Raw genomic sequence first — 20452 nt, 5'->3', positions numbered from 1 at the left:
GCCTCCCAACCTCGTTGCGGCGCGGCTGCGCCTATGGCACTTCAACATCATTGTCGCAGCCCCGACCCGCGGTCACGAGCGGGGGCTCCTATCTTTTTAGTGCCCTCGGATTGGGTCATAGTGTCTGACTTTCGCTCAACCTGCAAGGTTTCGCCGATGTTGACCCTACCTGCAGTACCTCAACTCTATTTGAGCGTTGTTAGATAGTTTCTTGCGTCTTCTACGCTCATTGCGGCGACTGGTGCGTGCGAGCAGAGCTTGACATCGTTGGTGACCAGAAGGTCTGCCTTTGCGCGCATCGCTGCCGCGATGATTAAATCGTCTTCGTAATCGCTATGGAGCTTACGCTGCTTACTCGCCATCCATATGTCGCTCAGGTCGCAGGGCACGGGCGTAGCAAGTTGCGACAACACATCAAGACAATCCCATGCGAGTGATGTCGCCGCCGAAGCGGCATCTTGAGACAGCGAACCGTGCTCGCGCCGATACCACGCCTTATGTTCGCTCGAAATCAAATAGAACAGGTCTTTGGACGATGTCGCCGCATACAGCAAATCAACCTGAGCCGCACATGCATCACGTAGAAACTCAATCGCCGCCGAACGACCGCGTCGCTGGGGAATGAAGTAATCGAGCCACACGTTGGTGTCAACCAAGATGCGTTTTGGATTCTCACTCATAGAGCCAGCTCATCTCCTCGCCATAGCGATCCGCATAGGCGTTCCGTTTGAGCTCTTCATTATCCGAGGGCTGCACCTTAGCCAAGTCAATTCCCGACTCGCGGCAAACAGCAGCGAACAGTTGCGAACCTTGGTCGATAAGTTCGAGCTTGTGCTTGGCGGCTTTCTCTCGCTCGCGCTGTTCCGCCCGGGCACGACCGGGCGAAAGGATGTCCTGGAGCGCGCCGGGCCGATCAGCCAGCGACGCTGCAAGCCGCCAGAGCGCTCGCACCGCCTGGCTCGGCGTCATACCGGCCCTGGAGAGAGCGGCGTCCCCACTCCTTTTAAGATCGGCATCGAGACGTACGTTGATCTGAGCGGCTGTTGTGGTCATGACCTCTCCTTAATACTTTATAATCATCATAAAACTCTATGGTAGATACGTAAAGCATGTATAGCATTTATAAGCATTAGCCGTACTCTGTACACAAAAAGCCGCCGAGGCACACTGCACCTCGGCGGCTACGTATCACCGATCTAGTTCGGTTTCACCCTTTGCATTCGTCCAGATAAAACCTGCCAAAATGAACCTGTCCCTTTTTGGTAGGTTTTAGAGCTCCACGCTTTCGGCGCCGTTGATGTTGAGGTTGCGCTCGTAGAAGGCCGTGAGGGCGCGGATGGCGTACATCACGTCGCGCACGCCGCCGGTCTCGTAGCTCGAGTGCATGGCAAGCTGCGGCAGGCCCACGTCCACAGCATGCATGCTCGCCTGCATATTGGAAAGATTGCCGAGCGTGGAGCCACCGGCCATATCGCTCTTGTTGGCGAAAGCCTGCGTTGGCACGTCGGCGTCATCGCAGATGGCCTGGAACACCGCGCGGCTAAAGGCATCGGTGCAGTAGTGCTGGTTGGCGGCTTCCTTGATGACGATGCCGCCGTTGAGCACAACCTGATTGCGGGCGTCGCACTTCTCGGCGTGGTTGGGGTGCACGGCATGTGCATTGTCGCAGCTCACGAGCATCGAGGCGGCAAGCGCGCGATGGTACGACTCGTCGTCAAAGCCCAGCGATCCGTTAATGCGGCGCAGCGCGTCGGCCAAGAACGTCGACATGGCACCCTGCTTGGTCTCGGAACCAACCTCCTCGTTATCAAAGCAGCAAAAGACCGAAACGTCGTGCGCGTTCTCGGCACCCAAAAATGCCTGCAGCGAGGTGTAGGCGCAGGCCAGGTCGTCAAGCTTGGGCGTCGAGATAAACTCGTCGGCCCAGCCCCAAATGCGCGCATCCTGACGATTGACCAGGAACAGATCGCGGCCCAGAATCTGCTCGGGCTCAACGTCCAGCTCGTCGGCGATCAGAGCATCAAAGTCGCCCTGCTTAAGATCACCGGCGCTGATGAGCGGGCACAGGTCGACGGCGCGGTTGGGCGCAAAGCCCTCGTTAACGCCACGATTCATATGGATGGCAAGGCTCGGAATGATAGCGACCTCGCGCTCGGTGGCAAGCAGGCGGCTCTCGATACGGTCGCCCTCGCGCACCAGCACGCGGCCCGCGAGCGCCAGCGGGCGATCGAACCAGGTGTAGTCGATCATGCCGCCGTAGGCCTCGGTGTTCAGGCGCAGCGTCTCGCCCGCACCGTCGAGTTCGGGCACGGCCTTGACCTTAAACGTCGGCGAATCGCTGTGCGACGCCGTGAGCTGAAAATGATAGTCGCCGGCAACGCCGTCCTCGCCCCAGGTTGCGGCCAGGTCCTCGCCCACCTTAAAGGCAACAACGCTCGAGGTATTACGCTGCGTGTAATAACGCCCGCCCGGCTCGATATCCCACGCCGCGTTCTCGGGCAGGTAGGTAAAGCCCGCCTCGTCGAGCTCGGCCATAATGGTCGCCGCCGTATGGAACATGCTGGGGCACGCCTCGATAAAGTCGATAAGGTCGTTGGCGGCCTCGATATCATCGGCCGTCACATGCGCGCGCTCGGGCGTTTCCTGATCCGTCATGCTCTCCCCTTTCGCTGGGTTGATGGTCCCTTCCAGCATACCCCGCCGCGCCAGCGCTGCACTCTTCATTCCGTGTTTAATCCCGCACCGCTCACCAAGTTGAGCTATCATGCCCGTGCACCTTTTGCGACAATTACGCTAACAGGACGAGAGGAACCGTCATGAAGCCACGCAACATTGCCATCGCCTGCGGTGTCGCGGGAGTCGCCGTCGGCCTTGCCGCTGCCACCGGTATCGTTTATCACAAGCAAATCAAGTCCGCCGCGTCGCTCAAACGCTTGACCGGCTACGCGGATGGCTATGACCTGTACGCAATCGACATCGCCTACGACTACGATCTTGATCGCATCATCGCCGCTGGCGTGCGCGACGACCAGGCCTACATCGATGCCGTGGTGGCGCAGGTGCTGCCCGGTGTGCCGGTACATGTCCAGGCGCCCCAGTTTGCCTGCAGCGCTTTTGTCGCCGTAGATGCCGAAGGCCGCGTGCGCACCGGTCGCAATTACGACTTTAAGGACGACACCTCGGCGCTGCTGGTGCGCAATCACCCACGCGGCGGCTATGCTTCCATCGGGTTTGCCGCCCTCAATAACCTGGGCGCCAACACTCCGCTTGACTCCATCACCGGACGCGCCGCGGCGTTGATGGGCCCGTTTGCCCAGCTCGACGGTGTTAACGAATGCGGCGTGTCCATTGCCGTACTCACCCTGGATTCCAAGCCCTGTGACCAGGACACGCAACGCCCCGCCATCAATACCTCGCTCGCCATCCGCCTGGTGCTCGACCGTGCCGCCACCACGCAAGAAGCTGTCGACCTGCTTTCCGCCTACGACATGCACGCTATGGCAGGACGCGATTACCACTTCTTTATCAACGACGCCGCCGGTGACGCGCGCGTAGTAGAGTGGGATCCGCGCGATCCGGACCGCGCTTTCAAAGCGACTCCTGTACGCCAGGTTACGAACTTCTATGCCTGCTATGGCGACGAAGTGCTGCCCAACCAAAAGAATGGCGAGCTGGGCCATGGTAAAGAGCGCGCCGTCGCAATCGCCGATGTCCTTGACGCCCATGTCGGTGCCCAGAACGAGGCAGTCGCTTGGAAGGCCCTACGCGCTGCGGCGCAAGAGCCCAATCCGGAAGACATCACCAGCAACACGCAGTGGTCGGTCGTCTTTGACAACACCGAGCCCGCTGCCGCCATCACGCTGCGCCGCCACTGGGGCGACATCGATGCCTTCGCGCTGTAAGGAGCTGGCACCGTCGTCCTTACGCTGGCCTGACGTTGCTTACATTTCCATACATTTGAGCTAACACGTTTTACCCCCGTATCAACAGTGTGCGGGGGTAAACTTATGCGCATGTTATAACTTGCCCGGAAGGATTCATCATGCTCAGGATCGGTCTTCTTACCAGTGGCGGCGACTGCCAGGCGCTCAACGCCACCATGCGCGGCATCGTCAAAACGCTTATGACCAATAGCGAAGAGCCTATCGAGATTTATGGCTTTGAGGACGGCTATCAGGGCCTTATCTACAGCAGGTTCCGCGTCATGACGCCCGCCGATTTTAGCGGCATCCTCACCCGCGGCGGCACCATCCTGGGCACGAGCCGCACACCGTTCAAGCGTCTGGATACCCCCGAGGCCGATGGTGTCGAGAAGGTGCCGGCGATGGTCCACACCTATCATAAGCTGCAGCTCGACTGCCTGTTTATGCTGGGCGGTAACGGCTCCACCAAGACCGCCAACCGCCTGCGCGAAGAGGGCCTCAACGTTATCGCGCTGCCCAAGACCATCGATAACGACACCTGGGGCACCGAGCTGACGTTTGGCTTTACGAGCGCCATCGACGTCGCCACCAAGTGCATCGACGACATCCACACTACCGCCTCGAGTCACGGCCGCGTGTTTGTTATCGAGATCATGGGCCACAAGGTTGGCTGGATCCCGCTGTACGCCGGCGTCGCGGGCGGCGCGGATGTCATCTTGATTCCCGAGATTCCCTACGACATGGACCAGGTCATCAAGACCATTGAGCATCGCATGGAAACCGGCAGCCGCTTTACCATCGTGGCCGTCGCCGAGGGCGCTATCTCCAAGGAGGACGCGGCGCTGTCCAAGAAGGAGTACAAGAAGAAGCTCGCCGAGCGCACGAGCCCGTCGATTGTCTACGACATCGCCAAGGAGATTGAGGCCAAGACCGGTCGCGAGACCCGCGTCGCCATCCCCGGTCACACGCAGCGCGGCGGCCAGCCCGACGCCCAGGACCGCATCTTTGCGACCCAGTGCGGCGTCGAGGCCGCGCTTGGCTGCCTGCGCGGCGAGTTTGGCTACATGATTGCCCTGCGCGACGGCAAGATGTGCCACATGCCGCTCGAGGATGTCGCCGGCAAGCTCAAGTATGTCGACCCCCAGAGCGATCTGGTGCGTGAGGCCAAGGCGTTGGGCATCAGCTTCGGCGACGAATAGCCTCGGCTGGAACTGCTCTCATCGGAGGCCCCAGGGCTTACCTCCCAAATCGTCCTCGGACATGTCAGGATCCCGCCGTGCGCTTCGCGCGGCGGGATCCTTCCGTCCTGCGGAAAGATTTGGGAGGTAAGCCCTGGGGCCTCCTGCGGTAACTAAGGAGGCCATGGCTATTCGTCTTCTTGCTGCGGGTGCCTGGGGTAGGATGCGGCGTGCATTTTTGGGAGTATTCAGCAGCCGAGGGTGCCTGCATACTGGATTTTGGGCGAAAGGCAGGCACCATGAGCCGCATCCTGTAAAAAAACGAGCGGCTCTAGAGGCGTTGGGACTCAGAATCGGGGCTTTCAGCGCGGTTTTGTGCACCCGCCCCCGCGCCCGCGGACCCCGGGACGCTGAATACTCCGGAATTTGCACGGCGCCCCCTGGGGTACCTGTGGGCAAAAAGCAACCGCCCCGTCAAAGTATGCATTTGGCGGAGCGGTTTATGCAAAAATACTGCTGCGGGCGCGTCGGCAGCTCGCTAGAACTTGAATCCCAGGACAGGTTACTCGGCGCTCTTGAGGGCGCCGACCATGTCGATCTTGTTGAGGGTACGATTGGTGGCGAGGTTGACGATAAACGTAAAGCCAAAGGCCAGCAGCACGGCGAGCACGTAGCTCAGTGGCTCGACCTCGACGTCAAAGTACAGCGACGGCATCTGCAAAATGTAGGTAAAGCTCTCGGCCAGCAAGCCGCCCAGCGGCACGCCCAGCGCAGCGCCGATCGCCGTGAGGATCAACGTCTCCTTGTTGACGTAGTGGTGCACCTCGCCACGGCGGAAGCCCAGCACCTTGATGGTCGCCAGCTCGCGCTCGCGCTCGGAGATATTCGTGTTGGACAGCGTAAACACCACCACAAACGATAGGCACGCCGCCATAAAGGTCACGAGCACCACGACGGAATTGATGATAGTGAAGTTCGCCTCGAAGTTCTGCCAATGTTCAGCCGTGCTCGAGATGGTGAGCCAACCGTCGCTCTTAAGCTTCTTGCTAAACGCAATCTGATCGGCCGACGAGCCCTTAAGCAGCACAAAGACGCCGTTAAGGCGCGCGCTTCGACCGAACGCGCGCTCATAGGTGCCCTGCGTCATGTAAAGCGTGTTGCCCAGATAGTTGAGCGAAATGTCGCTGACTTTGACCTTGGCTACGTTGAGCGACGAATCCTGGACGTGTGCCGTATCGCCCGGTTGAATCCCCAGTACCAGCTGTGAACTCTTGCTCAGATACACATCTCCGTCGCGCAAAGATAGAGGCTCTTTGGACTCATCCTCGAGACGCACGTAGTCGTCCAGGTCGTTCGTGCGGTCATCGGGCACCACGATCAGCTGCACGGTCTCGCTCTTGCCGCCAAATGTAAAGGTGACGTTGTCGGTCATAATCGGCAGCGTCGAAGTCACGGTCACGTCGGAATCCTTGGCTGCGCTTCGCTCGTCGAGCGCCGCGCACGTCTGCGAAAAATCGTCGGGATTGGCAACCGCCAGCAGGTCATAGCGCGTGATATGCCCGTACTGCTTGGGCGAAAGCGCGACCGACGTATCACGAATGCCCATGCCGCAAATCACAAGCGCCGTACAGCCCGCGATGCCAAAGATGGTCATAAAGGCGCGCTTTTTGTAGCGGAACAGGTTACGTGCTGCCACCTTGTTCAAAAAGCCCATGCGGCGCCAGATAAAGCCGATGCGCTCGAGCAAGATACGCGAGCCGGCGCGCGGGGCCTTGGGGCGCATGAGCGAGGCTGGGGTCTCGGCCATCTCGTGGCGGCAGGCAATAATCGTGGCGCCCACCACGCCCACGGCAAACAGCGCCACCGACACGAGCGACGACACGATATCGTACGAAAGCAGCATCTGGGGCAGCGAGTACATGTCGTCGAACACCGTAAACAGGAACAGCGGCAGGCCCACAAATCCGATGATATTGCCGAGCACGCCGCCGATCAGGCACGCCCACAGCGCATAGTCCACGTATTTGGACAGGATGCGCTCGCGCGAGTAGCCGAGCGCCTTGTACAGGCCAATGAGCGTGCGCTCCTCCTCGACCATACGCGTGGCGGTAGTGAGGCTGATGAGCACGGCGACGATAAAGAAGATGAAAGGGAACACCGTGGCGATGGCTTCAATTGACGAGCTATCGCTCTCCACGCTCGAGTAACTTGCGATATTGCCGCGGTCCTGGATGTACCAGGTGCATTCGCCCAGGTCAGAGAGCTCGGCGCGGGCATCGGCAAACTGCTGGTCGGCGGCGGCGCGACGCTGGTCCAGGTCGGCCTGCGCTTGCACGCGCTCCTCACTGCCCTCTGCCATGCGGTTGATGTTGCCCTGTTCAATCCCAAAGAGCATATTCGCCTGGCGCTCAGCCGCATCTAAGCTTGCCGGCGTGTCGACTGTCAGCTCCTTAGCGCGCGCCTTCTCACGCTCCTCGCGGATCTTCTCGATATTGTCCTTGACCTTGTTGATCTTTGCCGCGTAGGCATCGGAATAGGAGTTGAGGCTCTTGGCTCCCTCGACGATCACGTGGACCGCGGAGTAGGAAGAAGATGTCGCGGCGTCCTCGCTCACATAGAACTTATAGTCCGCCGCCGAAGCAGCGCGAAAGGCGTTGACTGTCGAGTCGGAGCTCACATCAGTGGGATCGAGGACCTCGGCCGTAATGGTGTAATCGCCCGCGGCAAACTGATCCTTGGCGCTTTGGTTCGATGAACTTGCGTCATTGGCGGCAAAACTCACTGTATCGCCGAGCTTTTTGCCCGAAGCCTTCAGGAACTTCGAAGTCACCGCGACCTCATCGGCGCTCTCGGGCAAATCGCCGTTCACGAGCACCGGCTGATCGATGTTCTCCTTGGAGAGACTTTGCACGACCACTCGCTCGCGCGTTGTGCCCACGGCGGTGTAGGCGGTCTCGGTGTAGATACCCTCAGCCGTCTCGACGCCGTCGACCTCTTGGATAGCCGAAAGATCGTCGCGCGTAAAGCCATAGGTCGACTGCACGTTAATGTCATAGACACTCTGCTGGTCAAAGTAGGCGTCAACCGAATCGCGCAGATCCTCGCAGCCCGCCTTAAGGCCGCACATCACGCTCACGCCAAGCGCGGTGATGACCACGATTGACAAGAAGCGCTTAAGACTGCCTCGGATTGTGCGGTAAATGCCACGGCGAAAAATCGTCGGGACCATATCGTTTGAGCTTTGAGCAGTGCGGTAGGTCGCGAACTCCCAGTCGCGGTCTGCGTGCTCCGTATCGCGGTTTCGGCTGTTTTGGCGATCTTGGTCCATGGGCGCTACCACTCGATCGTCTCGATAGGCACGGGATTTTGCTGGACCGTCTCGCTCTCCACGCGGCCGCTCTTAAAGCGGATCAGGCGATCGGCCATGGGCGCCAGCGCGGAGTTATGGGTGATGATGATGACCGTGATGCCCTGCTTGCGACAGGTGTCCTGCAGCAGCTGCAAGATCTGCTTGCCGGTTTTGTAGTCGAGTGCGCCCGTGGGCTCGTCGCACAGGAGCAGCTTGGGGTTCTTGGCCAGCGCGCGGGCGATGGACACACGCTGCTGCTCGCCGCCCGAAAGCTGCGCCGGAAAGTTAGCAAGACGGTCGCCCAGGCCAACCTGACGAAGCGTTTGCTCGGCATCGTGCGAATCGGGGCAAATCTGCGCCGCAAGCTCGACATTTTCGAGCGCCGTCAGGTTGGGGACCAGATTGTAGAACTGGAAGACAAAACCGACGTCGGCACGGCGGTATTCCACGAGCTGCGCCTCGTTGGCGGAGCTCACGTCGCGCCCGTCCACCGTCACAGTGCCGGAGGTTACCGTATCCATGCCACCCAGGATGTTGAGCGCCGTAGTCTTGCCGGCACCCGAGGCGCCCAGGATAATGGCGAGCTCGCCGCGCTCAACGGTAAAGCTCGCGCCGTCGAGCGCGTGAATGCGGGCATCGCCCTCGCCGTACGCCTTGATGACGTCTTTGAATTCGATATAAGCCATCGATTAATTCCCATCTGGTCGGATAACTCCTTAGTATTACCCATTTCGCACCGACCAAAAAGGGACAGGTTTATTTTGGTAGGTTTTAGAGGCGGACGGTGAAGGTGATCTGGTTGCCGTGGCCGCAGACAGAAGCGCTCCCGCCATGGGCCTCGGCGATAGCTCGCACCACGGATAGGCCCACGCCCGAGCCACCTGTCTTGGAGCTGCGCGACACATCCGCACGATAAAAGCGGTCGAACAATCGGTCCAGGTCGCCTTCGGGCAGCTCGTCCACGGCGTTCGATACGACAAGTTCGACGGCGCCCTTACCCTGACCGCGCGAGGCTGCACACAGGCTTAGCTCGATCACGCTGCCCTCACTCGCGTAGCGCGTGGCGTTGTCCAGCAGCAACTCAACAACCTGCGCCACTGCCGCGGCATCGGCATGGGCTCGCACGCCGCTCGCGATCGACGTCGCCAGCCGCTTGCCGCGCGCAACCGCCACCGACTCAAACGGCGCCGCCGCCTTGTCCACCGCCTCCGAAAAATCGATCGATGTCATGGTAAAGCCCGCCGAGCCCTCGTCCATACGCGCCAGAAACACCAGACGCTCCGTCAGCGCCGTCAGCCGCGCGACCTGCTCGTGAATGCTCTGCGTCCACTCGCTCTCGCCGCTCTCGATCTCTTGTACCTCGTTGGCGGCGTCAATCACAGCCAGCGGCGTCTTGATCTCGTGGCTCGCGTCGGTAATAAAGCGCTTTTGCTTGCTGTAGCTCTCGACCATCGGTCGAATCACCGTGCCCGAGGCACCCGCCACAATTGCCAGCACCGCCAGCCAGCCAATGCAACTGATCGCCACACTCGCGCTCAAAAACGAATAAAAGCTTGCAAGCTCGCGCGAGCAGTCCACAAACACATAGGTGGTCTCATCGTCTTGAACGTCAGTCGTATAGCGATAATTGCCAGAAAAACCCGAGACCCAACCCTTGGAATACAACTTTGCGGCAATACTGGCGGCGCGCTTGGCACCCACCGCGGCAATGCGGGCCGTGTTGACATCAGCAACCTGTCCAGCGTCAATCGTCACCGTAAAGTAGCGCGTGTCGAAGGGAGACTCCGCCGTCATACCTTCGAAGTGTCTGGTGCGAACGCCCGCCTGGCTGTCGCCGGCATCCTTGCCATTGGCGGGATCGACTTTAGGCTCATCCGTCCAATCGATGCCGTCCTTGCCCGCCAAGATATAGTCCAGACGAGCGTCGGCCATCTTGCAGACATGCGAGTAGTTGACGATATTGATGCCGGCGATGATAAGCGTAAGCACGGCGGTCACGGCACCCATGGCAACCAGGATGAACTTACGACGCAGGCGACGTCCCATTGCACTGGCAGCATCGGCGCGCCCCGGATTACCCGAGTCCGCGCCCATGCCGAGTTTTGCCGTCGTGCGCTTCCACCACGCACTCGCGCTCACGCCTATTCGCCCTCCTCAACAGCCTCGAGCGAATAGCCCTGGTTGCGCGATGCACGAATCGCAACGTTGGCACCAAGCGCCGTCAGCTTTTTGCGCAGATACGAGATGTAGACCCACACCACGTTGGCGCCTTCGGGCGCATCCTCACCCCAAACTTCGAGCATCAGACGCTCGGTGGGCATGCGCGTGCCGGCGTTGCGCATAAAGAGCTCCATAAGCTGAAACTCACGATTGGCCAGGTGCTCCTCGCCCAAAGGGCCAACGAGCGTGCACGATGCCGTGTCGAGACGCACGTTGCCCACGCTGAGCGTCGTGGCGTCAATTGCCGTCGCGGCACGCGTCATGGCACGAATACGCGCAAGCAGCTCCTTGGCGGCAAACGGCTTGGTCAGATAATCGTTGGCACCGGCATCCAGGCCCTCGACCTTATCGGACACCTCGCTTTTTGCCGTGAGCATGATGATGGGCAGACGCTTACCGGCGGCGCGTGTGCGCCTGAGCACCTCAATGCCATCCATGCCGGGCATCATGATGTCCAGGATTGCGGCGTCATAGTCGTTGGCGAGCAGATATTCGAGCGCCGTCAGACCGTCGAGGGCGGTGTCGACCTCGTAGTCGCTATGTTGAAGAATCGCGGTAAGGGCACGGGAGAGGCCGGGTTCGTCCTCGGCAAGCATCAGCTTCATAGTTGTTCCTTTGGCGCGCGGCTATACAGATTTCGATATTGCCGATGATAGCGCACCGCCAGCCGCCTTAGCGCAGCCTTAGCTGCTCAACCTGCACGTTTCTAAAAACGCTGGATAGGGCTTAGCCAAACTTAAGGCGCACGTGTCGAGCGCTTTGACGCATGCCGAGCGCGAAGGGACAGTGACTCGTCCTTTCACGGCGTCCTAGTTATGCAAAGCGCTCGAGTGTTACTCCTCGTACGCGCCCTCAAGCCGCAGCAGCCGCTCCTTGCGGTCGAGGCCGCCGGCATATCCGTTGAGCGAACCATCGGCGGCAACCACGCGATGGCACGGCACAATAATCGAAATGGGATTACGCGCGACCGCGGCCCCCACGGCACGGGGAGACACAACGGGCGCCTCATTTCCCGGCACACGATGTCGAGCCGCAACACGCTGGGCAATCTCGCCATACGTGGCGACCTCGCCACGCGGAATAGAAAGCAGCTCGTACCAAACTTCACGCTGAAACGCCGTGCCAATCAAATGCAACGGCGGCGTAAACCGAGGCTCCTGCCCCGCAAAATAAGCATTCAGCCAAGCCCAAGAACGCTCGAGCACCGAGGAGGCCGCACCATTTGCGGGATTCACCGACGACATGCCATCGGTACCGGAAACCGCGTCGGCGCCTTCAACATGTTCGGAGTCTTCCCGGAGAAGCGTGGAGCCAAAATGCTCCTGCCCCTCAAACCAAAGTCCCGTCAGACCGCGGCCATCAGCGGCAAGCAAGATTTCGCCCAAAGGCGAAGCAAACGTCGTCGTGACCACCAGCGGCTCCTTTCAAAACTCCGCAACATAATACCGCGAATTGTGCAGACAACCCCAATCGACCCCAAAGTCACCCTAGGCAGCAGGCGCGAACGCGCCGCAGCTGCCGGCCGCGCTCCGCAGTCCCCCAAGGCGGCAGGCGCAAAGCGCCGAGGCCGCCGCCGGGATCAGGGCCCGCAACGGCCACGTGCCTCATCAGCCCAGCGGCCCCAACCAACAACGGCCCCATCGCAGGCCGCTCGCAGCAGCGTCATCGCAGGCGGGGGCCGGGCTTGGTTTTCAGAACACTCCGCAGACCAGTGCGGCGCCTTGTCCGCGGCTCCGAAGGAGCAGGACAAGGCGCCGCACATGGTCGAGGACGTTCTGAAAACTAAGCCCGGCCCCCGCCGGACAAGTCACACTACTCGCAGAGCAGCTTGGCGATCTGGACGGCGTTGGTTGCCGCGCCCTTACGGATTTGGTCGCCGCAGCACCAGAAAGTGATGCCGCGCGCAGCCTCGGGGTTCGAGATGTCGCGGCGCACGCGACCGACCCAAATCAGATCCTGGTCGGAGGTGTCCATCGGCATGGGGAAGCGGTCGTGTGCATCCTCGGCAGCCATATCGTCAACCAGCTTGACGCCGGGAGCGGCAGCCAGCGCAGCACGGGCCTCCTCGACCGTAATATCGCGCTCAAACTCGAGCGTAATGCTCTCGGAGTGCGAACGCAGCACGGGCACGCGCACGCAGGTGCAGTTCACGCGCAGCTCGGGCAGGTGCATAATCTTGCGGCCCTCGTTTTGCAGCTTCATCTCCTCGGAGGTAAAGCCCTCCTCCTTGACGCCGCCAATCTGCGGAATCAGGTTGCTCGCCAGCTGGGCGGCAAAAGCGCGCGGCTCGGGAATCTCCTCGCCACGGCCCAGGGCGGCAAGCTGCGCTTCGAGCTCGGCCATACCGGGAGCACCGGCACCAGAAGCCGCCTGATACGTCGAGACGATCATGCGCTTCACGCCGGCAAGCTGATGCAGCGGCCACGTGGGAACCAGGCCGATGATGGTCGCGCAGTTGGGATTGGCAATAAGGCCGTGATGCCATTTGATATCGTCGGCATTGATCTCGGGCACGACCAGCGGCACCTCGGGATCCATGCGGAAGGCGTGGCTGTTGTCGACCACGACGGCGCCGCGCTTGACGGCCTCGGGCAGCAGCTCCTTGGCGATATCGTCGCCGGCAGCGCCGAGCACGATGTCGCAGCCCTCAAAGGCCTCGGGGCAAGCCTCTTCAATCACAACCTGCTCGCCGCGGAACTCAACGGTCTTGCCCGCAGAGCGCGCGCTCGCCAGCAGCTTGAGCTTACCGACCGGAAACTCCTGCTCGTTGAGGCACTCGAGCATCTGGGTGCCCACGGCTCCCGTCGCGCCCAAAATAGCAACCGTGTACTGTTTCATGCTTCCCCCTTTAAAGGTTGTGGCTTTTGCCCGCACGCCGAGCAGGCCGATTATTGTTGCCAGTGTATACAAGAACGGGGCGGGCACGAAACCCGCCCCGTCGAAACGAAACCGAAACGAAACGCCCCGCCGTAGTTTTTTGAGACATGACCCAAAAATCTACCGAGCAGTCGCTACTTTTTGAGCGCGGCCAGAGCGGGATCGACCGGCGCGGGAGCCTCCAGGTCGGAGACCTTCACAATGCCGTTTTCGTCGGAGAAGGCACGGTAGATGGTCTGAATCGCCAGGTCAAAGTCCTTCTCCTCGACGCCGATGATGATGTTGATCTCGTCGCAGCTCTGCGAAATCATGCGCACGCTCACGCCAGCCTGGCCGAGCATGCCAAACAGGTGGCCCGAGATACCTGCGCGGCCGCGCAGGTTACGGCCGACGGTCGCGATGAGCGCCAGGCCCTCGACAACCTCGATCTCGAGCGGCTCGACCTCCTGCTGAATGTCGCCCACGAGCGAGTACAGCGAATCGTGCACATCCTGCTCCTGCACCACGGCGCCAAAGCGGTCGACGCCGGTGGGCATGTGCTCGACGGAAACGTCATAGCGCTCGAAGACCGAAAGCGCGCGGCGCATAAAGCCGACGCGCGGCTTGGTGCGGTCGCGGGCCACGTTAATGGCGACAAAACCGCGCTTGCCGGTCACGCCGGTAATGATGGGCTCTGCCTCGCCCTCATCAGCCGTCTCGCTAATGATGGTGCCGGGGTCCTGCGGCGCATTGGTGTTCTTGATGACCAGCGGAATACCCGCCTCGCGCACGGGGAACACGGCCTCCTCGTGCAGGACGCTTGCGCCCATGTACGAAAGCTCGCGCAGCTCCTCGTAGGTAACGCGCGCAATGGGCTGGGCCTCGGGAACAATACGCGGATCGGCAGAATAGAAACCCGAGACGTCGGTCCAGTTCTCGTACAGATCGGCGCCCAGGCACTTGGCCAGAATCGAGCCGGAAATATCGCCGCCGCCACGGTCGAGCAGCTTAATCTGGCCCTCACGCGTCGCGCCGTAGAAACCGGGCATAACAAAGCCGCCCTGCTGACCGTACTCCTGCACCAGCTCGGAGGTGCGATTCATGCTGAGCGTACCGTCGTGATGGAACGCCACAACCGTCGCGGCGTCCAGGAACGGCAGGTCCAGGTACTCGGCCATCAGGCGAGCGGTGAAGTACTCGCCGCGGCTCACGAGCTCCTCGGTAGAGTAGCCGCCCGAGCGGGCGCGCTCGGCAAAGGCCGCAAACTCCTCGCGGATGGGATAGGTGAGCTCCAACTCGTCAGCGATATCAAAATAGCGCTGGCCAATGTCCTCGAGCAGCTCCTCACACGACACGTGATACTTAACATGCGCGTTAACCAGGTAGAGCAGGTCGGTCACCTTGGTGTCGCCCTTAAAGCGGCGGCCGCAGGCGGAAACCACCACAAAACGGCGGGCAGGGTCGGCATCGACGATGGCCTTGATCTTCTTGAAGTGTTCGGCGTCGGCGACCGACGAGCCGCCAAACTTGGCAATCTTAATCATGGGCTTGAGGTTACCTTTCTAAAAGCCTCTGCAAACCTGTTTTGCGCGCTCTGATACCATGGTTTCACCGATTGGGACCAAGGCATCCGAGGAGCAGTGTTATATGGGAACTTATCATAGTACACGAGGACGCACTTTATCGTGCTCAAGTAAGGTGGCAATCCGTACCGGCATCGCTCCCGACGGGGGTTTGTTTGTCTCGGACGAGCTCGGCACCCAGCAGGTCGATATCAGCTCGCTTGCAGATAAATCGTACTTTGAAATCGCTCAAGATGTGTTGGGAATGTTACTGAATGATTACACGGCCGAAGAAATTTCGGCGTGTGTCGACGAGGCATACCGCGGCACGTTCGCGAGTGAAGAGGTTACGCCGCTCGTCAAACTCGACGCTGCGCCGGGCGCTGACGCCCCTCAGACCTATGTGATGGAGCTCTTTGGCGGCCCCACAAGCGCCTTCAAGGACGTCGCCCTGCAGATGCTCCCCCGCCTCATGGCCCGCACTTCCGCCAAGGACGGCGGTGCCGAGCGCATTATGATTGTCACCGCCACGTCGGGCGACACCGGCAAGGCCGCGCTCGCCGGTTTTGCCGACGCTCCGGGCACGGGCATCACCGTCTTTTATCCCGAGGGCAAGGTCAGCCGCGTCCAGAACCTGCAGATGTCCACGCAGGAGGGCGACAACGTCGCCGTCTGCGGCATCCGCGGCAACTTTGACGACGCTCAGAGCGCCGTCAAGCGCATCTTTGCCGATAAGGAGCTTGCCGAGCGTCTGGAGGCCGCCGGCACGGTGCTTTCGAGCGCCAACTCCATCAATGTCGGTCGCCTGGTACCGCAGGTCGTCTACTACTTTGCCGCCTATGCGCAGCTGCTGCGCGCCGGCGTCATCGAGGCCGGCGACGCCGTGGAGTTCTGCGTCCCGACCGGCAACTTTGGCGATATCCTGGCCGGCTACTATGCCAAGCGTATGGGTCTGCCCGTCGCCAAGCTCATCGTCGCGAGCGACAAGAACAACGTGCTTGCCGACTTCCTGACCACCGGCGTTTACGACCGTAACCGCCCGTTCTTCACGACCATCTCGCCGTCGATGGACATCCTTATTAGCTCCAACCTTGAGCGCATGCTGTACTTCCTGTCCGACGGCGACTGCGAGCTCGTTGCCGGCCTCATGGAGCAGCTGGCACAGACTGGTCGCTACGAGGTTCCCGCCGACCTGCTGGCAAAGATTCAGAGCGTCTTTGGCTGCGGTTGGGCCAGCGAGGACGAGGTCCGCGCTGCCATCAAGAGCTGCTGGGACGCAAATGGCTACGTGATCGATCCGCATACTGCTTGCGGCTATCACGTCTTTGAGCAGGTCGCTCCCGCCGAGGGCGCCAAGGCCCGCGTGCTGCTTTCGACCGCCAGCCCCTACAAGTTCCCGCGCGCCTGCTGCGACGCCCTGGGCCTCGACGTTCCCGAGGATGATTTTGAGGCCATGCGTGTACTCGAGCAGGCCACCAACACGGTCGCCCCGACCCAGCTCGCCGAACTCGAATCCAAACCCGTCCGCTTCGAAGACGTCTGCGACGTCGATGAGATGGCAAGCTACGTCGAGTCTGCAGCAAAACGAATGAGCACCAACTAGATCCCTTATTAAGCGCCGGCGAAAGCCGGCGCACCTTCTTTCATCAGATAACCCCCGGGATGGTGACGAACGCGCACAGCGTGCCTGGCTGTTTAGTTCGTCGCGAGTTCCGCACGCAAAGGAAAGCACTTAATGTGCTTTCCGTCTTGCGTAGGACTGCCCGAGCAGCGAACTAAACGGCCAGACCCGCTCAGGAGGACCCACATGATCAAAATCACCGTCCCAGCAACCAGCGCCAACCTAGGCATCGGCTACGACACCCTCGGCATGGCCGTCAGCCTCTACTCGCACTTCACCTTCGAGCGCGCCGACAAGCTCACCATCACGGGCTGCCCCGAGGAGTTCCAAAACGAGAATAACCTGGTCTATGTGAGCTTTGTCGATGCTCTGGCCGCGTGGGGCGAGCCGGCTTTCCCCGTTGCCATCGACATTCAAACCGACGTGCCCGTCGCTCGCGGCCTGGGTTCCAGCTCCACCTGCGTCGTCGCCGGCATTATGGCGGCCGCCGCGCTGACGGGCCACACCGTCGACCGCGCCGAGCTCGTCCGCATCGCCACCGAGGTCGAGGGCCATCCCGATAACGTCGCCCCCGCCATCCTGGGCGGCGCCGTCTGCTCCTTTACGCCGACTGATTCGCTCCCCCAGTGCCTGCGCTACGAGGTGAGCGATCGCCTGCGTTTTATTACCGTGATTCCGCCCTACGAGGTGCATACGAGCGAGGCCCGCAAGGTTGTGCCACAAGAGATTCCACTCTCCACCGCCGTATGGCAAATGGGCCGCATCGCCGGCATGACGCGCGGCCTGGAGACCGGCGACCTTGACCTGATTGCCGCCGCCAACGACGACCGCATCCAGGAGCCCTATCGCCGCCGCCTCATCCCCGACTACAACGCCGTGCGCGACACCTGCCTTAACGGAGGCGCCAAGACCATCTGGATCAGTGGCTCCGGCTCGACCCTTATGGCGGTGACCGACGACACCATCGTGGCAAAATTCCTGCAGGTCAAGCTGCGCGAACAGTTCCCCAAGTGCGACACGCATATCCTCACGTGCGACACGGAAGGCGCCCAGATCGAATACCTGTAGACATCCTCCTCATATACCTGTCCGGGACGGTCGGGATGTTCCCTCAAAATCGTCCTCGCGCATGAAGGCCCCTTGCCCTGCTCCTACGGAGCGACGGACAAGGGGCCTTCACGCTGCGGAATGATTTTGAGGGAACATCCCGACCGTCCCTGCGCCTACCTTGCTGAGGATGTCTACAGGGACCCACGCTTTGAAGGGGCGCCGGGCTGAAATATATGGCCCTTTATTGATAGGGGCTCTTGCTAGGCTGGAGCCCTTACTAGAGGCAGGCCTCGGCGATGCGGCGCTTGAGTTCGTCGATGCCCACGCCGGTCTGGGAGCTTGTGATGATTACGTTCTCGGCCGGGACGTTGAGCTGCTTTTTGATAGCGGCCGCCTGGCGGGCCTGTTGGGTACGGCTGAGTTTGTCGGCCTTGGTGAGGCAGACGATAAAGTTGAACTCGTTGCCCTGCAGGTAGTCGATCATGTCATGGTCGAGCTTACTGGGGTCGTGACGAATATCCACCAGCGATACGACCAGGTTAAAGCTGCGCTCGGAGTCAAAGAAGTCGCCGATAAGCTCAGCCCAGCGGTCGCGCTCGGCCTTGGAACGACGGGCGAAACCGTAGCCCGGCAGGTCCACAAAGTGCACGTCGTCGGCCTCGAAGAAATTGATGTTGCTCGTCTTGCCCGGCGTGCTTGAAACCTTGACCAGGTTCTTGCGGCCAAATAGCTTGTTCATGATGGAGGACTTGCCCACGTTGGAGCGGCCGACGAAGCTCACCTCAGGGCAGGTGGACTCGGGAATCTGCGAAACCTTGCCGTAGCTGGCGACGAACTTGGCAAGCTGGTAGTTAATTGAATCGGCCATGGACACTCCTTGGTCGTAGGTTTTTACAAAACGGGCGTGCTATTGCGCGGCGGCGATACTACGAACGATGTCAAGCGTGATGCCGCTCGCGGTGCGAGCGTACTCATCCAGATCGAACTCGCGCTCGCAAAACGCGTCATATGCCTCGTCACAATTATCGCTGATAGCGCGCAGCACTAGGCAATCGACACCATTCTTGGCCGCGATGTGCGCAATTGCCGCACCCTCCATCTCGACGCAATCGGCATGCGTGGCCTCAATCGCAGCGTTACGCATGGCGTCACCCGTAACAAAGCGGTCACCCGTGGCGATAGTGCCACACAGGAACTGCTTGGGGTCCTTCTCCGCAGAATTCTCATCCGCCGAGGTATCCACAAATCCATGCTCGGCAAGCACGGCGGCGGCAACATCAACCAACGCCGGCGTCGAGGCAAACTCCTCGAGCCCCGGCGCGGACTCGGCGATGAGTGCCGTATCGGTATCCAGATAGCGCAGGCACTTGCCTATAACCACGTCGTTAATATGGAGTTTAGGGTTTAGGCCGCCCGCAATACCCGAAAACACAACGGCCTGCGGGGCGTATTTGCTGATGAGATGCTGCGTTGCGGCAGCGGCGTTCACGGTCCCCATGCCTGCCGTCGTGGCGACTACCGTCAGACCCGAAAGCCCACCGTTCACAACGGTCAAGCCCGCCTCCTGCGACTCATGCGCGCCGCTCAGCTCTTCCTTAATCTGCGCAACCTCTTTTTCGAGTGCGCCTATGATCGCGATGGTTGCCATGCCATCCCCCAAATCCGTGCAAATTGCTTATCCACGGTATGGTACCAGCATTTTGGCTCAGCCGCGTCAGCACCAAGCCGTTAAGTCAGTACAGCTCGGGTATCATAAAGGGGCAAAAATAGCTTGTTAGCCGATGGCCGACCTGAGCTCCGCACGGCGCTTTTTCATGCCGGTCATAACGGCATTGCGCAGCTCGGGCATGCGCGCGGTATCCATCTGGGGCACGCCCTCGAGCTTATAGGGAATGCCCAGTTGCTCGTACTTGACGACACCCATCGTGTGATACGGCAGCATTTCCAGGCCCACCACGTTGTGCCATGGAGCGATGAGGCGACCGAGCTTCTCGCACTCCTCCACCGTGTCGGTAATGCCCGGCACAACCACGTGGCGGATAACGACCTTGATCTTGCGACGGGCAAGCTCATCGCCAAACGCCAGGATACGTGCAGGATCGCAGCCGGTCAGCTTTTTATGCTCAGCCGGATCGGCATGTTTGATGTCGAGCAGCACCATGTCGGTCTCGTTGAGCACGGCATCAAACTTCTCGGGATGGCCGGGATCAAACGCATACCCGCAGCTGTCAAGGCAGGTATGCACGCGGCCATCGGGGTTGTTGTGCATTGCACGGAACAGGTCGGCCAAAAACTCGGGCTGCAGGAGCGGCTCGCCGCCGGACACCGTAATTCCACCGCTGCGATAGAACTCGTGGTTACTCTGGAACTCATCCATCAGGTGTTCGACGGTCACCATGGTGCCGCCGTTGACCGACCAGGTATCGGGATTGTGGCAATACGCGCAGCGCATGGGACAGCCCTGAACAAACACCACAAAGCGGATGCCGGGTCCGTCGACCGTTCCCATCGTCTCGATCGAATGCACGCGGCCAAGGGCAAACGCAGAGTCCTCGGGACGAGCGTCCACACCCTCAAGCGTCATTTCTGCCATTCGCGCTACCTTGCCTCTCCTTGGATGCAACCAATTAAAATGCCAGAGCCATTCTAGCCCATGCGTTTGCGTTTAAACGTCTCAGACTAGAACGGCACGT

17 protein-coding genes are annotated in these 20452 nt (G+C 60.6%); 4 read left to right on the top strand and 13 right to left on the bottom strand.

Annotated features, from left to right (window positions below):
* Positions 1–185: 185 nt before the first annotated feature.
* The 3 genes from GDJ93_RS02315 to GDJ93_RS02305 all read right to left on the bottom strand — a co-directional run bounded on the left by GDJ93_RS02315 (position 186) and on the right by GDJ93_RS02305 (position 2655).
* Positions 186–680 carry a type II toxin-antitoxin system VapC family toxin gene (locus GDJ93_RS02315; RefSeq protein ID WP_152067606.1) on the bottom strand — a complete coding sequence of 165 codons (495 nt, stop codon included), beginning with the start codon at positions 678–680 and terminating at the stop codon, positions 186–188.
* A complete protein-coding gene (locus tag GDJ93_RS02310; protein ID WP_152067605.1) occupies positions 673–1053 on the bottom strand; it encodes a hypothetical protein in 381 nt (126 codons plus the stop codon). The genes GDJ93_RS02315 and GDJ93_RS02310 overlap by 8 nt, the downstream gene beginning before the upstream one ends.
* Before the next feature lie 216 nt (positions 1054–1269).
* Complete coding sequence (locus GDJ93_RS02305; protein WP_193221418.1) at positions 1270–2655, bottom strand: M18 family aminopeptidase; 1386 nt, start codon at positions 2653–2655, stop codon at positions 1270–1272.
* Positions 2656–2816: 161 nt separating this feature from the next.
* On the opposite strand from GDJ93_RS02305, the gene GDJ93_RS02300 reads away from it, so the two are divergent.
* Positions 2817–3902, top strand: a complete 1086-nt coding sequence (locus GDJ93_RS02300; RefSeq protein WP_152067604.1) for a carcinine hydrolase/isopenicillin-N N-acyltransferase family protein — start codon at positions 2817–2819, stop codon at positions 3900–3902.
* A 140-nt stretch (positions 3903–4042) separates the two neighbouring features.
* Positions 4043–5122, top strand: a complete 1080-nt coding sequence (locus GDJ93_RS02295) for a 6-phosphofructokinase (protein WP_117821054.1) — start codon at positions 4043–4045, stop codon at positions 5120–5122.
* A gap of 541 nt (positions 5123–5663) precedes the next feature.
* On the opposite strand, the gene GDJ93_RS02290 is transcribed toward GDJ93_RS02295, so the two are convergent.
* The 7 genes from GDJ93_RS02290 to GDJ93_RS02260 form a co-directional block, all read right to left on the bottom strand.
* Positions 5664–8429, bottom strand: coding sequence for an FtsX-like permease family protein (locus GDJ93_RS02290; RefSeq protein ID WP_226812425.1), 2766 nt, complete (start codon positions 8427–8429; stop codon positions 5664–5666).
* Positions 8430–8434: 5 nt separating this feature from the next.
* Positions 8435–9136, bottom strand: coding sequence for an ABC transporter ATP-binding protein (locus GDJ93_RS02285; protein WP_152067603.1), 702 nt, complete (start codon positions 9134–9136; stop codon positions 8435–8437).
* 85 nt (positions 9137–9221) lie between these two features.
* Positions 9222–10589 (bottom strand): sensor histidine kinase, encoded by a 1368-nt coding sequence (locus tag GDJ93_RS02280; RefSeq protein WP_152067602.1) that lies wholly within the window; start codon positions 10587–10589, stop codon positions 9222–9224.
* 2 nt (positions 10590–10591) lie between these two features.
* The gene (locus GDJ93_RS02275; protein ID WP_152067601.1) at positions 10592–11275 is read right to left on the bottom strand and encodes a response regulator transcription factor; all 684 of its coding nucleotides are present in this window, start codon (positions 11273–11275) and stop codon (positions 10592–10594) included.
* A gap of 228 nt (positions 11276–11503) precedes the next feature.
* A complete protein-coding gene (locus tag GDJ93_RS02270) occupies positions 11504–12082 on the bottom strand; it encodes a methylated-DNA--[protein]-cysteine S-methyltransferase (RefSeq protein ID WP_226812424.1) in 579 nt (192 codons plus the stop codon).
* Between the two features lie 400 nt (positions 12083–12482).
* Entirely contained in the window at positions 12483–13508 is a 1026-nt protein-coding gene (locus GDJ93_RS02265; RefSeq protein WP_035137626.1) for an aspartate-semialdehyde dehydrogenase, read from the bottom strand.
* A 173-nt stretch (positions 13509–13681) separates the two neighbouring features.
* Positions 13682–15070, bottom strand: coding sequence for an aspartate kinase (locus GDJ93_RS02260; RefSeq protein WP_152067599.1), 1389 nt, complete (start codon positions 15068–15070; stop codon positions 13682–13684).
* A 103-nt stretch (positions 15071–15173) separates the two neighbouring features.
* Here GDJ93_RS02260 and thrC point away from each other — a divergent pair, with 103 nt between their 5' ends.
* Together thrC and thrB are read left to right on the top strand one after the other, a co-directional pair.
* On the top strand, positions 15174–16691 hold the full coding sequence (gene thrC / locus GDJ93_RS02255; protein WP_152067598.1) for a threonine synthase: 1518 nt from the start codon (positions 15174–15176) through the stop codon (positions 16689–16691).
* A gap of 204 nt (positions 16692–16895) precedes the next feature.
* Positions 16896–17777: a homoserine kinase gene (gene thrB, locus GDJ93_RS02250; protein ID WP_006234874.1), complete on the top strand. Its 882-nt coding sequence runs from the start codon at positions 16896–16898 to the stop codon at positions 17775–17777.
* A 259-nt stretch (positions 17778–18036) separates the two neighbouring features.
* Here the strand turns inward: thrB and yihA are convergent, their stop codons facing one another.
* The 3 genes from yihA to pflA form a co-directional block, all read right to left on the bottom strand.
* Positions 18037–18627, bottom strand: coding sequence for a ribosome biogenesis GTP-binding protein YihA/YsxC (yihA, locus tag GDJ93_RS02245; protein ID WP_089572350.1), 591 nt, complete (start codon positions 18625–18627; stop codon positions 18037–18039).
* 39 nt (positions 18628–18666) lie between these two features.
* Entirely contained in the window at positions 18667–19407 is a 741-nt protein-coding gene (gene mtnN / locus GDJ93_RS02240; protein ID WP_152067597.1) for a 5'-methylthioadenosine/S-adenosylhomocysteine nucleosidase, read from the bottom strand.
* A gap of 126 nt (positions 19408–19533) precedes the next feature.
* Positions 19534–20352, bottom strand: a complete 819-nt coding sequence (gene pflA / locus GDJ93_RS02235; RefSeq protein ID WP_152067596.1) for a pyruvate formate-lyase-activating protein — start codon at positions 20350–20352, stop codon at positions 19534–19536.
* Positions 20353–20452: the final 100 nt, after the last annotated feature.

It is taken from the genome of Collinsella aerofaciens (assembly GCF_902501475.1).
Taxonomy (GTDB): domain Bacteria; phylum Actinomycetota; class Coriobacteriia; order Coriobacteriales; family Coriobacteriaceae; genus Collinsella; species Collinsella aerofaciens_AL.
The sequence above is the reverse complement of the archived record's forward strand: the minus strand, read 5'-3'. Positions and strand labels throughout refer to the sequence as shown.